General features: G+C 74.4%; 14 protein-coding genes. 8 read left to right on the top strand and 6 right to left on the bottom strand.

Translation table 11 applies throughout. The features are described from left to right. Positions 1-35: 35 nt before the first annotated feature. Positions 36-1502 (top strand): polyprenol phosphomannose-dependent alpha 1,6 mannosyltransferase MptB, encoded by a 1467-nt coding sequence (gene mptB, locus ACF088_RS29215; RefSeq protein ID WP_392378854.1) that lies wholly within the window; start codon positions 36-38, stop codon positions 1500-1502. On the opposite strand, the gene ACF088_RS29210 is transcribed toward mptB, so the two are convergent. Further along, the gene (locus ACF088_RS29210; protein WP_392378853.1) at positions 1435-2472 is read right to left on the bottom strand and encodes a YbhN family protein; all 1038 of its coding nucleotides are present in this window, start codon (positions 2470-2472) and stop codon (positions 1435-1437) included. The two genes, mptB and ACF088_RS29210, sit on opposite strands and share 68 nt — an antisense overlap. Then, a complete protein-coding gene (locus ACF088_RS29205; RefSeq protein ID WP_392378852.1) occupies positions 2469-3311 on the bottom strand; it encodes a PIG-L deacetylase family protein in 843 nt (280 codons plus the stop codon). Before ACF088_RS29205 ends, ACF088_RS29210 begins: the two co-directional genes overlap by 4 nt. A gap of 59 nt (positions 3312-3370) precedes the next feature. Here ACF088_RS29205 and ACF088_RS29200 point away from each other — a divergent pair, with 59 nt between their 5' ends. The 3 genes from ACF088_RS29200 to ACF088_RS29190 all read left to right on the top strand — a co-directional run bounded on the left by ACF088_RS29200 (position 3371) and on the right by ACF088_RS29190 (position 6706). Continuing rightward, a complete protein-coding gene (locus tag ACF088_RS29200) occupies positions 3371-4489 on the top strand; it encodes a glycosyltransferase family 4 protein (protein WP_392378851.1) in 1119 nt (372 codons plus the stop codon). A 70-nt stretch (positions 4490-4559) separates the two neighbouring features. Continuing rightward, positions 4560-5354, top strand: a complete 795-nt coding sequence (locus tag ACF088_RS29195) for a methyltransferase (protein WP_392378850.1) — start codon at positions 4560-4562, stop codon at positions 5352-5354. A gap of 140 nt (positions 5355-5494) precedes the next feature. Further along, positions 5495-6706, top strand: coding sequence for a glycosyltransferase 87 family protein (locus ACF088_RS29190; RefSeq protein ID WP_392378849.1), 1212 nt, complete (start codon positions 5495-5497; stop codon positions 6704-6706). Here the strand turns inward: ACF088_RS29190 and ACF088_RS29185 are convergent. Next, a complete protein-coding gene (locus ACF088_RS29185; RefSeq protein ID WP_392378848.1) occupies positions 6658-6933 on the bottom strand; it encodes a hypothetical protein in 276 nt (91 codons plus the stop codon). The genes ACF088_RS29190 and ACF088_RS29185 overlap by 49 nt on opposite strands. Before the next feature lie 86 nt (positions 6934-7019). After that, positions 7020-7313 (bottom strand): hypothetical protein, encoded by a 294-nt coding sequence (locus ACF088_RS29180; protein ID WP_392378847.1) that lies wholly within the window; start codon positions 7311-7313, stop codon positions 7020-7022. A 620-nt stretch (positions 7314-7933) separates the two neighbouring features. Between ACF088_RS29180 and ACF088_RS29175 the strand changes: the two genes are divergently transcribed. Beyond that, on the top strand, positions 7934-8461 hold the full coding sequence (locus ACF088_RS29175; RefSeq protein ID WP_392378846.1) for a DUF5994 family protein: 528 nt from the start codon (positions 7934-7936) through the stop codon (positions 8459-8461). Positions 8462-8629: 168 nt separating this feature from the next. Here the strand turns inward: ACF088_RS29175 and ACF088_RS29170 are convergent, their stop codons facing one another. Then, positions 8630-9106 (bottom strand): DUF1453 domain-containing protein, encoded by a 477-nt coding sequence (locus tag ACF088_RS29170; RefSeq protein ID WP_392378845.1) that lies wholly within the window; start codon positions 9104-9106, stop codon positions 8630-8632. Between the two features lie 75 nt (positions 9107-9181). Here ACF088_RS29170 and ACF088_RS29165 point away from each other — a divergent pair, with 75 nt between their 5' ends. Then, positions 9182-9799, top strand: coding sequence for a TetR/AcrR family transcriptional regulator (locus tag ACF088_RS29165; protein WP_392378844.1), 618 nt, complete (start codon positions 9182-9184; stop codon positions 9797-9799). A gap of 156 nt (positions 9800-9955) precedes the next feature. On the opposite strand, the gene ACF088_RS29160 is transcribed toward ACF088_RS29165, so the two are convergent. Beyond that, the gene (locus ACF088_RS29160; RefSeq protein ID WP_392378843.1) at positions 9956-11509 is read right to left on the bottom strand and encodes a serine/threonine-protein kinase; all 1554 of its coding nucleotides are present in this window, start codon (positions 11507-11509) and stop codon (positions 9956-9958) included. Between the two features lie 341 nt (positions 11510-11850). Here ACF088_RS29160 and ACF088_RS29155 point away from each other — a divergent pair, with 341 nt between their 5' ends. Then, on the top strand, positions 11851-12393 hold the full coding sequence (locus ACF088_RS29155; RefSeq protein ID WP_392378842.1) for a hypothetical protein: 543 nt from the start codon (positions 11851-11853) through the stop codon (positions 12391-12393). A 306-nt stretch (positions 12394-12699) separates the two neighbouring features. After that, positions 12700-13536: a DUF4097 domain-containing protein gene (locus tag ACF088_RS29150; RefSeq protein ID WP_392378841.1), complete on the top strand. Its 837-nt coding sequence runs from the start codon at positions 12700-12702 to the stop codon at positions 13534-13536. Positions 13537-13586: the final 50 nt, after the last annotated feature.

Raw genomic sequence — 13586 nt, 5'->3', positions numbered from 1 at the left:
GCCGCGCCGGGCGGTCCCGCGTCTAGGTTGGCCGGATGAGCGCGGCAGGGAGCACCGTCCGGGCAGAAGTGCTCCTGGGCACGCTGGGGTCCGTGCTGCTGGGCGCCGGCGGATGGGGGTCCGGTGCGCTGCCGCGGGGCGTTCCGGACGGTCTGTGGGGGCGGCCCGGCGAGGCGCTCCAGTGCGTCGGCGTCGCCGTGTCGTATGCCGGGCTGGTGCTGCTGATGGCCGCGTGGTGGCGGCTGGGCACGCGGGTCGCGGACGGGGCGGCCGTCGGGTGGCGGCCGCTGCGGACGGCGCTGTGGTGCTGGGCGCTGCCGCTGGTGCCGGGCCCGTTGCTGGGCAGCAGCGACGCCTACAGCTACCTCGCCCAGGGCGCGCTGGCGGGTCGCGGGCGCGATGTGTATGCGCTGGGCCCGGCGGCGCTGGGCGGCCCGCTCGCGGCGAACGTTCCCGGGATGTGGCACGACGCCCCGGCCCCGTACGGGCCGCTGTCCGTCGCCGCGGCGCGGGCCGTGGTGGCGGTCACCGGGGAACACCACGTGGTGGCCGCGGCCCTGGGGCTGCGGCTGGTGGCGGTGGCCGGTCTGGCCCTCCTGGTGTGGGCCCTGCGGCGGCTGGCGGAGGCGTCGGGCCCCGGTGGGGCCGGTGCGGCCGGTGCGCTGTGGGCCGGCGCGCTCAACCCGCTGGTGCTGCTGCACCTGGTCGGCGGGGCGCACAACGAAGCGCTGATGCTGGGGCTGATGGCGGCCGGGCTGCTGGCGTTTCGCCGGGGGCGCTGGGGCGTGGGGACCGTCGTCCTGACCGCGGCGGTGCTCGTGAAGGCTCCCGCCGTGGTGGCCCTGCTGTGCGCGGCGGCGGTGACCGTGGCGGGGCGGGACGGTGGGTGGCGGCGGGTGCGGCGGGCGGCGGGGATCGCCGGGGTGGCCGCCCTCGCACTGGCGGCGGGGGTGGCCGGGTGCGGCCAGGGGTGGGGGTGGCTGTGGACCCTCCGTACGCCCGCCGAGGTCCACACCCTGCTGTCCCTGAGCACGGATACGGGCCGGCTGCTGGGCTGGGCCGCGCAGGGGCTGGGGTGGGGCACCGCAGCCGGTGCGATGACGGCCGCGCGGCTGGCCGGGCTGCTGGTGGGCCTGGGGGCGGTGGGCTACTGGGTGCGGTGCGCCCCGCAGGCCGGCGCCGAGCGGGCGACGGGGGTGGCGCTGCTGGTGCTGGTGGCTGCCGCTCCGGTGGCGCAGCCGTGGTACGCGCTGTGGGCGGTGGTGCCGCTGGCGGCGGTGTCCTGGCGACGGCTGGCGGGGCGCGGCGCCAGGGCGGCGGTGGTGGGGCTGACGCTGGTGGTGATGCCCTCGGGGCAGGGGCCCACCTGGGCGAGCGGGCTCGCGGCCGCCGCCGGGGCAGCGGTGGCACTGGCGGCGGTGGTGCGGTGGGCGCCTAAGGGGCGGCCGGTGCCGGTGCCGGATGCCGTCGTCCCCCGCGCAGCAGCCAAAGCGCCCCGGTGAGCGCGCCGAGCGGAATCTCCAGCAGATGCGTGAAGGTGGCGAACAGCAGCATGGCCGAGGCCACGGCCGCGGGGGCGCCGCCGAGGGCGACCAGCGCGACGGCGGCGGCGCACTCGGTGACGCCGATGCCGCCGGGGGTGACCGCGATCTGGGTCAGCAGCCGGCTGGCCGCGAACACCGCCAGCGCCTCGCCCGCTCCCGTACGGGAGCCCGCCGCCTGCAGACAGGCCAGGAACAGCGCGCCCTGGGCCGCCAGGGTGGCGGTCATGCCGCACACCAGCCGCGCCCAGGAACGGCGGACGACGTCCCGGCTGTCGTCGCGCAGCCGCACCGCGAGCTGCCGGGCGCGCCGGGCGAGGTGCCGCAGCGCTCCGTCCGGCGCCGCCGCCCGCCGGTGGGCACCGGGGGCCCGGCGGCAGCGGCGCAGGACCGGCCACCCGGCCGCGAGCGCCACCGGCAGGGCGAGGGCCACGCCGCCCGCGGCCGCCGCCCAGCCGATGCCGGGTACGGGGGTCCCCGCCAGCAGCAGTGCGCCCACCGCCGACAGGACCAGCCGTGCGGCCACGTTGCACACCCCGGTGAGCGCGACACACACGGCCACGGCGCCCGGCGGGTGCCCCCAGCGGCGCGTCATGGCGTAGGTGACCGCGACGCCCGCACCGCCGCCGAGCGGCAGCAGGTTGCTGACGGCGCTGCTGGTGCAGTGCACCAGCAGCGCCTGACGCAGCGTCAGTCCGGGGAGGGCGGCGCCGAGTACGTAGGTGTAGCTCCACAGCGTGGCGCCTGCCAGGGCGCACAGCAGCGCCACCTGCGGGCCGCTGATGTGTCCGAGGTGGGTCCGGACGGCGGCCCAGTCCGTTCCCGCCGCCTTCGGGACGGCCAGGGCCAGCAGGACGAGGCCGGCGGCGGAGGAGAGCAGGCCCAGCAGCCGCAGGGCGGACTTCGGCAGACGCGCGGTGAGCGGTGTCATCGGCCGCGTGCCGTCGCCCCGGCGCCCGGCAGGGTGGCCAGCGGATCGCGCAGGACGGGTCCCGCGGGCAGCCCGCGCTGGATGAACCACTCGGTCCCCAGCACCTGGCGGAAGGCCGGTCCGGGCAGGCGGCCCAGGGCGGCCAGGGTGCGTTCGGAGTCGCCGCCCCGGGCCTGGCTGAGGTGCGCGGACATGCTGGCGCGCTTGGCCCGCCAGTGCCGTTTGACCGGTACCCGGTGGGTGATCTCGGAGCGTGCGCCGTAGGCCTGCCGGAAGGAGTCCCGGTCGAACTGCGGCGGGAAGCGGTAGACCCAGGAGGCCGCGCGCAGTCCTCGTAGCAGGAGGGTGCGGTCGACGGTGGCCTCCAGGACCACCGGGGTGCCCGCCATCCGGGCGGCGCGGTAGCCGACCCGGTGGACCTGGACGTGATCCGGGTGCCCGTAGCCGCCGGCCGGGTCGTAGACCGTCAGCAGGTCGGCGCGCTCCTCGGTGAGCAGCGCGGCCAGCCGGCCGGCCGCCTCCTCCTCGACCTCCGCCGAGGCGAACGGCTGGGCGCCGCCGCCGGCCGGGGCCGGGCCGGGGGTGTGCCCGGAGTCGGCGTAGCCGAGGAAGGCGACCCGGGAGCAGCCCAGGATCCGGGCGGAGGCGTGCGCCTCCTCGCGGCGGACCCCGCCCAGGCCGCGGTCCTGCAAGGACTTCGGTGCCAGGCCGCGCTCGCCCGCCGTGGCCAGCACCAGCACCACGCGGTGTCCTTCACCGGCCAGGCGCGCCATGGTGCCGGCGGTCAGCAGCGCCTCATCGTCCGGATGCGCATGAAAGAACAAGCACGTATGTCTCACGAACCATGCTTTACCACCCCATACTGGGGGACTTCACGCCCCATTTCGGAAGTGCAGCCATGATCCTTCACATTTCAGACTGCTTTGCGCCGCGGACCGGAGGTATCGAGATCCAGGTCGCCGCGCTGGCCGCTGCGCAGCACCGGGCGGGCCAGGCCGCCGAGGTCGTCACCGCGACGCCCGCCGGGCCGGGGGCGGAGACGGCCTCGTGGCCGTACCCCGTGCACAGGATCAGCGCGCGGCTGCCCGGCCAGCTGCCCGTTCACCCCAGAGCGGGACACGCCATCGACCGGCTGTTGACGGCACGTCACCCGCGCGTGGTGCATGTGCACCTGGGCGCGGCCTCCCCGTTCGCCTGGGCCGCGCTGGCCTGCGCCCGGCGCCGGGGCATCCCCGCCGTGGCCACCGTCCACAGCATGTGGGACCCCGTGGTGCGCGCGCTGTACCGGCTGCTGAGCCGGACCGGGCACGGCCCCACCGCTCCGGTGGCCGTGACGACCGTGAGCAGGTCGGCCGCCCGGCTGATCCGACAGGCCCTTCCGGACGTCGTCCCCCGTGTCATCCCCAACGGCATCGACGCCGCGTGGTGGCGCAGCCCGGGAGCCGCGGCCGAGCGCCAGGACGGGCGGGTGCACGTCGTCGCCGTCGGCCGGCTCGTTCCGCGCAAGGAGCCGATGGAGCTGCTGGCGGCGCTGCACTCCGCCCATGCGCGGATGTCCCGGCGGGGCACCGCACTGCGGGCCACGTTCGCCGGCGCCGGGCCGAGCGCGCGGCCGATACAGCGCTATCTGCGCCGCAACGGGATGGACAGCTGGATCCGCCTCGCGGGCCGGCTGCAGCCCGGGGAGGTACGGGAGCTGCTGGCCGGGGCGGACCTGTTCGTCAACCCCTCCCGCCGGGAGTCCTTCGGGATCGCGGCCCTGGAGGCGCGTACCAGCGGACTGCCGGTCCTGGCCCGGGCGCACACCGGCGTCGCCGACTTCGTACGGCACAACCGCGAGGGGGCCCTGTGCGGCCACTCGGCCTTCGCCCTGGCCGACGAGGTGCTCTGGCTGGCCCGTACCCCGGGGGCACGGCGCACCCTGGCCGCACACAACTGGGAGACCGAACCGGTGCACTGCACCTGGCCCGTGGTCACCGAAGCGTTCGCCCACGCCTACGACGACGTCACCCGCTGACGCGCCGTCATACCGCAGACGTCCGGCGGCCTCCCGGAAGTGTGGCCACCGCAACGGCCGGAAGGTTCTCATGCACCGCCTCCTCGACCGCGCGCACCGCGCCCTCTTCGCCGCGCTCTCCCTCCTCGGCCTCCGCGGACAGGGGCGGGTCCTGCACTGGTACTTCGACTGGTGGCACCGGCGGCCGGACCCGTGGGGGCTGGCCGTGGACGACTACGAGCAGTTCAAGTACGCGACGACCCTGCGGCAGCTTCCCCCGCGCCCCTACCGGCGGATCCTGGACGTCGGGTGCAGCGAGGGAGCCTTCACCCACCGCCTCGCGGCGGCGTTTCCGCAGGCGGAGATCACCGGTGTGGACATCTCGGAGCGCGCGCTCGCCCGGGCCCGCGCTTCCGTGCCCGGCCGCGCTTCCGTGCCCGGCCGCGCCCCCGTGCCCGGTCGCGCCCCCGTGCCCGGTCGCGCCCCCGTGCCCGGTCGCGCCCCCGTGCCCGGCCGCGCCACGCCCGCTCCCCGGTTCGAGCGGCTCAACATCCTCACCGCGCCACCGGAGGACCGCTTCGACCTCGTCTTCTGCGCCGAGCTGCTGTACTACCTGGGCCGGCACCGGCAGCTGCGACGGGCCTGCGCCCATCTGACGCGGGCGGTGGCACCCGGTGGACTGCTGGTCCTGGTGCACCCCTGGCCGGAGTCACGCAGGTTCTGTGCGTACTTCGAGGCCGTCGCCGGGTTCCGCTGCGTGGTCGAGCAGGTGGAGCCGGATTCCTCCCGCCCGTTCGCCGTCAGCGTCTACGAGGCCCCGGCCGCGGCCCGGCCCGGGGAATTCCGGACCCCGGGCCGCGGGGCGGAACAGGGCCGGGGCGAGTGAGCCCGGCGGTGCATGTCCCGGCGGCCGGTCCTCCGGACGGGGGCCCTACGGGCGGTCCCGACGGCGGCCCTGCGGGAACGCGGCCGGGCCCACGGCGTATCGAGGCGGCGCGCCGCGTCCTGGCCCGCCGTCCGGGCACCGTGCTGCTCCTCGCCGCCACCGCGATGCTGCTGCTGGTGTGGGTCCCGGCCTGCCTGCGCGTGGGCATGGTGGATCTACGGGTCTACCGGACCGCGGCCCCGCACCTGCTCAGCGGCGATCTGTACGCCTTCCGTCTGGAGCTGCCCGGCCCCGACCTGTTCCCGCTGCCGTTCACCTATCCGCCCTTCGCCGCGCTGCTCTTCCTCCCGCTCTCCTGGCCGGCCTGGCCGCTGGTGAGCGCCGTCTGGACCGCGGCCTCGATCCTGGCGCTCTGTGTCCTGGTCCACTGCTGCCTGCGGATGGCCGACCCGGCCGCGGAGCCCGGGCGGCACCGCCGGCGGGTACTGCTGTGGAGCGCCGCCCTGCTGTGGACCGAGCCGGTCGCCGTCACCCTCGCGCTCGGGCAGGTCAACCTGCTGCTGGCGGCGGGCGTCGCGTTCGCGGTCGAGCGCCGTTCGGCAGCCACGGCGGGGGTCGGCATCGGCCTCGCCGCCGGGGTGAAGCTGGTCCCGGCCGTCACCGGCCTCTACTTCCTGGTGCACCGGCGCTGGTCGGCGGCGTGCTGGTCGGCCGCGGCGGGCGCCGTCACCGTCGCGGCCGGGTGGTGGGCGGCGCCCCGGTCCGCCGCCGGCTTCTGGCTCCATGCGGTCGGCGACGCCGCACGGGTCGGCCCGGTCGGCTCGGTGCTCAACCAATCGGTGCGCGGGGCGTTGTCCCGCACGCTCGGCCACGATGCCGGCTGGTCCGCCCCGTGGTGGGCCTGCGCCGTCCCGGCGGTCCTGCTGGCGCTGACGGCCGTCGTGCGCGCCGCCCGCCGCACCGATCCCCTCGGCGCGCTGCTCGCCGTCCAGCTCCTCGGCCTGTTGATCAGCCCCATCTCGTGGTGCCATCACTGGGTCTGGGCCGTCGCGGCCGTCCTGTGGCTGACCCATGCGCCGCACCGGACCCGGGTCCACACCGCGGCCCTGACCGCCTGGTGCCTCGTCCTCGCCGGATTCCTCATCCACTGGCTGGCGCTGGCACAGCCGGACATCTGGCAGTTCGGCCGCCCCTGGTACCTCGCCGCGCTCGGCTGGGGCTATCCCGCCTGCGCCGTACTCACCCTCGCCGCGCTGCTGCTGCCCGTCGCCGGGACGGCAACGGGGCGGCCCCGGGGCCCCCGTCACCCACGCTCCCTCTCCTCCTCGGCCTCCATCAGCCGGATGCCCTGATGGGTCAGCGTGACCATGGCGGGAGTGTTGCCCGCCGCCCAGTCGGCCGTGATCAGGCCCTCGCCCGCCAGATAGGCGCAGGCGGCCGCCAGATCCTGGGGGTCGATTCCGAGTGCGTCGTGCAGCTTCGCGCCGGTCACGCCCAGCAGGCGGTTGCCCTCGGTGGCCTCGTACAGGGCCTTCATCACCTGCTCGCGGTACGTCTTCCGCTCGCGCAGTGTCGCCATCGCTGCCGCCCTCTCGTGCTCGCCCTCGTCCTCGCCCTCGTCCTCGGCCTCGTGCCGCAGCGCACGACTGCGGGACGGCGGGCGCCTCAGACCTCGTCGGCCTGTGGCCGGTTGTCCCCGGACGACCGGCCCGATGCCAGCCAGGACCGCGCCGGCCGGGCCGGGTGCGCGGTGTCCACGGTGAGGTGGAGGCGGGTGCCGCCGTCGCCGCCGGCGGGGTAGCTGCGCTGTTCGGTGGTGGCGAAGCTGCGGCGGAGCACCTCCGCGACCCGGCGGGCGGTCTCGGGAGAGGCGGCAACGATCCGCACCTCGGCGTACCCGCCCGAGGGCAGGGGCTCCACCAGGCCCTTGGCGCTCTCGGTTTTCCCGCTGATCTGCATACCGTCACATCCTTCGGACCGGGGTCCGGTCCGGCTCACGACCCTGTCGGGTTCCCCGTCCGCCGCAGCGGCAGACTCACCCTCGGACTTCCCCCTCGGACTCCCCCCTGGGACTCCCGCTGCTCTTCCCGGCTGCGGTTCTGCCCTGCCGCCCGCGTCTCCCCACGGGAGCGAGGCCACCAGGCGCCGCCCAAGAGGCGCCGGAACGGCGTTCGCCGGGGTGCGGGACAAGCGGGCCTGCGGCAAGGGGATGCGCTCACGAGGTGGCCGGGTCGTACGGCCGGCGGCCACGGTCATGACGCGGACCCGTCCCCGGGCTCGCCTGTGCGGCTGCCCGGTGTTGTTGCCTGCCGGAAACGACACGGGCTGGGGGCCGGTGTGCGACATGCTCCCGGTCTCCTCAGCGTACTCCGCCCGGGGCCCCGAGCTGCCGCGTGACCAGGTATTTTCCCGGCGTACGGGCCTGGCCTCGTCCACCGGCCCGTACCCGGCCCGGTGGACGGGGCCGGCGGCCGGCCCGCGGAGTACGGTGAAGCCAGCGGGGCTTTGTACGCCGGCGCCGCGCCGGCGTCGACACGGGTGACGAGCGTGGACGAGCGCACCGCAGACGGGCGGGCACCATGGCCGATTCCGACATCCCGGACCTCCCCAAGCTGCTGCCGGAAGCGGTCCACCGGGCGGTGCGACCCGGAACGGCGCTGTTGAGGCTGGAGACGACCCGGTCCCGCGAGGGGATTCTCGACGGTGCGTGGTGGCCGCGGTCCCGCGACATCGGCGCCGAGCTGCCGGGCCTGATCACCGCGTTGACCGAGCATCTCGGCCCCATCGCCCGCGTCGGCCTGGATGCGAGTGCCTGGGAAGACCTTCCGAAGCGACTCGTCATCGACGACCGGATCGTGCACATCGACTCGTTCCCGGTCGGCGACGGCACGATCCTCATCACCCGCGGCGACCGGGACCTCTTCTCGCTGCTGGTGGTCCCGCCGACGGCCACGCCCGAGTCGGCACGCGCCGCCATGACCAGGGCCGTCGAGGCCGGCAATGTCGCCCGGGCCGGTCAGATCCTCCTCGACACGGGCAGCAGCCCACCGTGCCCGAGCCCCGCGGAAGACCCGCGCCCCGGCCGGGAACCCAGCGGTTCGGCCTGACGGCCCGGCGCCGGAGGCGGGAGCGGGCGCCGGAGGCCGGGGCGAGTGCTTCCTGTGCCCTGTCCGGCGGGTCGTGTGACCGGGCCGGCAGGCCGATCGTTGCGGCCGGTACGGGGCGGGGCGATCTGCCGGATCGGGAGTGGGCTCGGCGGGAGCCCACTCCATGAGTCAGCGCGCGCGTGCCGGGGCGAAGGGGATTCCCGACGCCATGCCGCGGCGGCCGACCACGAGGGACTCGCCGAGGAAGCTCACGCCGATGGAGAGCTGGAGGGGGCGGGCGTCCTCGTGCATGCCCATCTTCACCGCCAGGACACTGAAGCCGGCCGTGACCGCAAGGGTGCCGATCACGGCGAGGAAGGTGCGGCCGGTGTACCGCTGCCACAGGACACCTCCCTTGTCGACGAGCTGAACGGTGGCGCCACGGAGCGCGCCGAGTGCCGCACCGAAGACGGCGCCCGTGATGATCCAGGTGAGGTCGGTGCCGGTGAGATCCGCCCTCTTGACGAGGGTCAGGACGCCGATCCCGGTCAGGACGGCCGGGGCCACGAAGAGCTCCCTTGCGTTGACCGGCTCACCGATCATCCGCTTGATCACGACTGCGATCACCACCACCGTGATGATCGCAGCGAGCAGCCAGGGGTTCACGCGGATACCACCCATCTTTATTGGCACGGCTGAGCTAAAAACGGATGTTAGCTCAGCCGTGCTATAAAGGCCAATGTGCCAAAGATCGTCGATCCCGTGGCCCGCCGCAGAGCGGTGGCGCAGGCCGTCCTGTCCGTCGCCGCCCGGCATGGACTGGAGCATGCGTCGCTGCGCAATGTCGCCGATGAAGCCGGACTCGCCATCGGCTCGGTCCGCCACTACTTCGCCGACCACGACGAGTTGATGACCTTCACGATGAGGGAGCTGAGCCGGCGCATCGGCGACCGCATCCGCACCCACGCCGAGCGGCTCCTGGCTCCCGACGGCCACACCGACCGCCGGGCCGCGACAGAAGAGCTCCTGGCCGAGCTCCTCCCCGTGGACGAGACCCGCCGCCAGGAATCCGTACTCTGGCTCGCCTTCACCGCTGCAGCGCACACCCGCCCCGAACTGCGGCCCTGCGCCGCCGAGATGCAGGCCGACCTGCACGCCCTGATGTCGCGCGTGCTGCACGAAGCCCGGTCCGCCGGCGGGCTGCCGGGCGACCTGGACATCGAACTGGAAAGCACACGACTGGCCGCGCTCCTCGACGGGCTCAATCTCCAGGCCACGCTGCTGCCGGACCGCTATCCGCCGAAGCTCCTCCGGCAGGTACTGCGACGACACCTGGACGCCCTCAGCGCCGGAAGCTGACCTTCGGCCCACGCGCTCGGTCCGCAGGCCTCGGAGACATCAAGGGATCACCGAGGGGCCTAGAGGTGTAGGTGCGTAGGTGCGTCGTAGGGGCCCAGGGGTGGCTTTCCGATCTCCGCAGGCCCACAGGGATCGGAGAGACCAAGACCGCCCTGACTAGGCGTCGAAGCGGAATCCCTTGACGGCGGTGTCGAACATCGGCCGGTAGGTGTTCCACTGCGCGTCCGGTGCGGAAAGGTAGATCACGTACTGGGTGCCGTCGGCGCCGCTGAATGCCAGCTCCACCGCCCGGAACTTCCGTTCCCGGCCGTCGAAGGTGAACTCCCAGTACCCCGCGGGCCGTTCGCGGAAGGTCGTGGAGTCCATCCGTACCCGCTCGTAGCCCGGGTTGTCCCGGCGGGTCTGGGCCTCTTCGGTCTCCCGCCAGTGCCGGAGCGGATCGCCCCCCGCGAACTCGACGACGTTGATCCTCAGGCCCGCCAGCTTGGACGGGGCCACATAGGCGATCTCCCCGCCGGGAGGATCGCCGCGCTTCCAGCCGTCCCGTACGGGGAGGGAGTAGCCCTGGTCCTCCTTCGCGAGGTGGTAACCGGCGGGAGGCGGGGGAAGCGGGTAAGGGTCGGTGTCCGTCGGGCGGCCCGCGGAGGCGGTGCCGGAGGGGCGGCTGCCCGACGCATCGGCACCGCCCCACGGCCACAGCAGGGCCCCGCCGGTCACGGAGGCGGCGACCGCCACCGCCACGGTGAACCGCAACACCGTGCGGCGCTTGCCCTTGCCTCCTTGCGCAGGATCTCCGGTGGCCACGACGGGATGCGGCCGGGTGGACGGGGCGTCGAGGGCGGCACGTGTTCCGGAGGTGTCGCCGAGGGGGCGCTGCCCGGGAGGCGTGGCTCCGGCGGCCTGGCCCAGGAGGTGTTCGGCCTCGTGGGCGTCCATGCGCTGCCCGGGGTCCTTCCGGAGCAGACTCTCGATCACGGGTGCCAGGTCCCCGGCGTTGCGCGGGGCCTCGTACTCCTCGGCGGCGATGGCGTACGCCGTCTCGATCGCGGTGTCCCGGAGGAACGGCGGCCGGCCCTCGACCGCCTGGTACAGCGTTGCTCCGAGGGACCACAGATCGCTCGCGGGTCCCGGCTCGCCGATCGTGCTACGGAGGCGCTCCGGCGCCAGGTACTGGATCGACCCGACCAGCTCGCCGGTCCTGGTCAGTGAGGGCGTGCCGGACTGCACGGCGATGCCGAAGTCGGTGAGGACGATGCGCCCGTCGTTCCCGAGCAGCACATTGGCGGGCTTGACGTCCCGGTGCAGCACTCCGGCGTCGTGCGCGGCGCGCAGCGCGGCGGCCATGCCGCAGCCGATCCGGGCCGCCCGGTCCGGTGTCAGCGCACCGTGCCGCTTGACGATGTCGCCCAGGGTGTCCGAGGGGATGTACTCCATGACGATGCACGGCAGACCCTCGTCGTCGACGACGTCGTGCACCACGATCACGTGGGGGTGGGTGATCCGGGCGGCGGTGCGGGCCTCGCGGCGGGTGCGTTCGTGGAGCGTCTGGATCTCGTCGTCGTCCAGCTGCGGCGGGACGAAGAGTTTCTTCACGGCGACATGACGGCCGAGCAGCTCGTCCTCGGCGCGCCATACCGTTCCCATGCCGCCGCGGCCCACCCGTTCCACGAGCCGGTACCGGTCGGCTATGAGCCGTCCCAGATCGGACACCGCGAGATCGTCTCCTTCGCACGGCCGAACAGATTGCGAGAGCACCATAGCCCGAGTAGTCGGACATCCGGAGGGTGGCGTTCCGTGTATCCGGGCGCGGCGCTCCCGGGGTGGCGGGGCTGCCCCGGGCAGCCCCGGGGTGGGTGCGGCAACTGCTGCCGCGGCGCCCCGAGTTCTCCGGGCGCGGCGGTGGGTCGGCGGGCGGCCCGCAGCGGGTGGCGTCATGATGGCGGCGCGGTGGTGGTGCAATGGCGCCACTTTTCGCCACGGTGGCAGCACCCGACGCCATCATGACGCCACAAAGGCTTGCGTTGGCGTCACGGTGGTGCCACTATGGCGTTATGGACCTCACGCCGTATGTCGACAACCTCCGGCACGAGCTCGCGGTCGCCGCGGACGCGGGCGGAGACGAAGCCCGCGCCCTGGCCGAACGACTCACCACACCCCTGGAGTCGGCCGCCCGGCTCATTCTGCTCAACGCGCTGTCCTCCGCCATGGCCGAGGTCACCCGTGAGCTGGCACCGGGCTCGGTCGACGTACGGCTGCGCGGACTCGATCCCGAATTCGTGGTGACACCCTCGCCGGCGCCGGCCCAGGAGCCGTACGGGGAGGCCGAGGCGTCCGAGGGCGTGGCGGTCGGCGGGCGGGCGCCGGTGCCCGCCGTCCCCGCGGACGGCGACGAGGGCGGCACCGCGCGGATCAACTTCCGCCTGCCCGCCCACCTCAAGACCCGGGTCGAGGACGCCGCGGGCCACGAGGGCCTCTCGGTCAACGCCTGGCTGGTACGGGCGGTCGCCACGGCCCTGGAGCCGGGCGAGAGCCCCCGCTCCGCCGGGCGCAGCCGCCACCGGGGCCAGCAGGGTTACACCGGCTGGGTCCGCTAGAGGCCCGCGCCGGCCTTCTCCGGCGTACCGCACCACTGCTCGCCCACCACTTCCCCTCGCACTGCTCATCACCTCACTGCTCATCACCTCACTACTGCTCGCCGCGCCACGGATCACCTCACTACTGCTCGCCGCGCCACGGATCACGGCGCCACGGATCACGGCGCCACGGATCACGGCGCCACGGATCACGGCGCCACTTCTCACCGCGCCACTGCTCACAGCACCACTTCTCACCGCGCCACTTCTCATCTCACCCGCCCTACCAGCGGGAATGCCCACCACAGCCATGAGGACGGGACAGCCATGCCTACTTTCGACACCCCCGAACCGATCTCCGTCACCCTCGAATTCGACCTCGGATCCGCGCGGATCACCGCGAGCAAGCGCACCGACACGGTCGTCGAGGTGCGTCCGAGCGACACCACCGCGGACGCCGACGTACGGGCCGCACAGCAGACCAAGGTCACCTGCTCCGGCGGCAAGCTGGTGGTCAAGGGGCCCAGGAAGCGCTCCCTCTTCGGCAAGTGCGGCTCGCTCGACGTGACCATCGAACTGCCGGCCGGCTCGGACGTCCTGGGCAGCTCGCCGATGGCGGACCTCACCTGTGCGGGCCGCCTCGGCGAGTGCCGGCTCAAGACCTCGCTCGGCGATCTCCAGGTCGACGAGGCGGAGGCCGTGAACCTGCGGACCGACTATGGCGACATCCGGCTGGCGCGGGTGACGGGAGACGCCGAGCTCATCGGCGCGGGCCTGATCGAGGCCGGGGAGATCGCCGGCGCCGCGCTGGTCAAGAACGGCAACGGCGACACCACGATCGGCGAGGTCGCCGGGGCGCTGCGGGCGAACGCGTCCAACGGCCTGATCTCCGTCGGCGTCGCACACGCCGGGGTCGAGGCCAAGTCCGCCAACGGCGCCATCCGGATCGGCGACGTGGCACGCGGCCGGGTCGTCCTCCAGGCCGCGGCCGGCGACCTGGAGGTCGGTATCCGTGAGTCCACCGCCGCCTGGCTCGATGTGGCCACCGGCGTCGGCTCGGTGCGCAACTCCCTCGGACCGTCCGACGGCCCCGGTGACGCCGCCGAGACCGTCGAAGTACGCGCCCACACCAGCCTCGGCGACATCGTGATCCGCCGTTCCTGACCCCCGGCCCCCGGCCCCCGGCCACCGGCCACCGGCCGCTCCCGGCCCAC

Origin of the sequence: Streptomyces sp. NPDC015125 (genome assembly GCF_043080045.1) — a bacterium.
Classification (GTDB): domain Bacteria; phylum Actinomycetota; class Actinomycetes; order Streptomycetales; family Streptomycetaceae; genus Streptomyces.
Note: the sequence above shows the minus strand (reverse complement) of the source record. Positions and strands in the feature narration are given on the sequence as shown.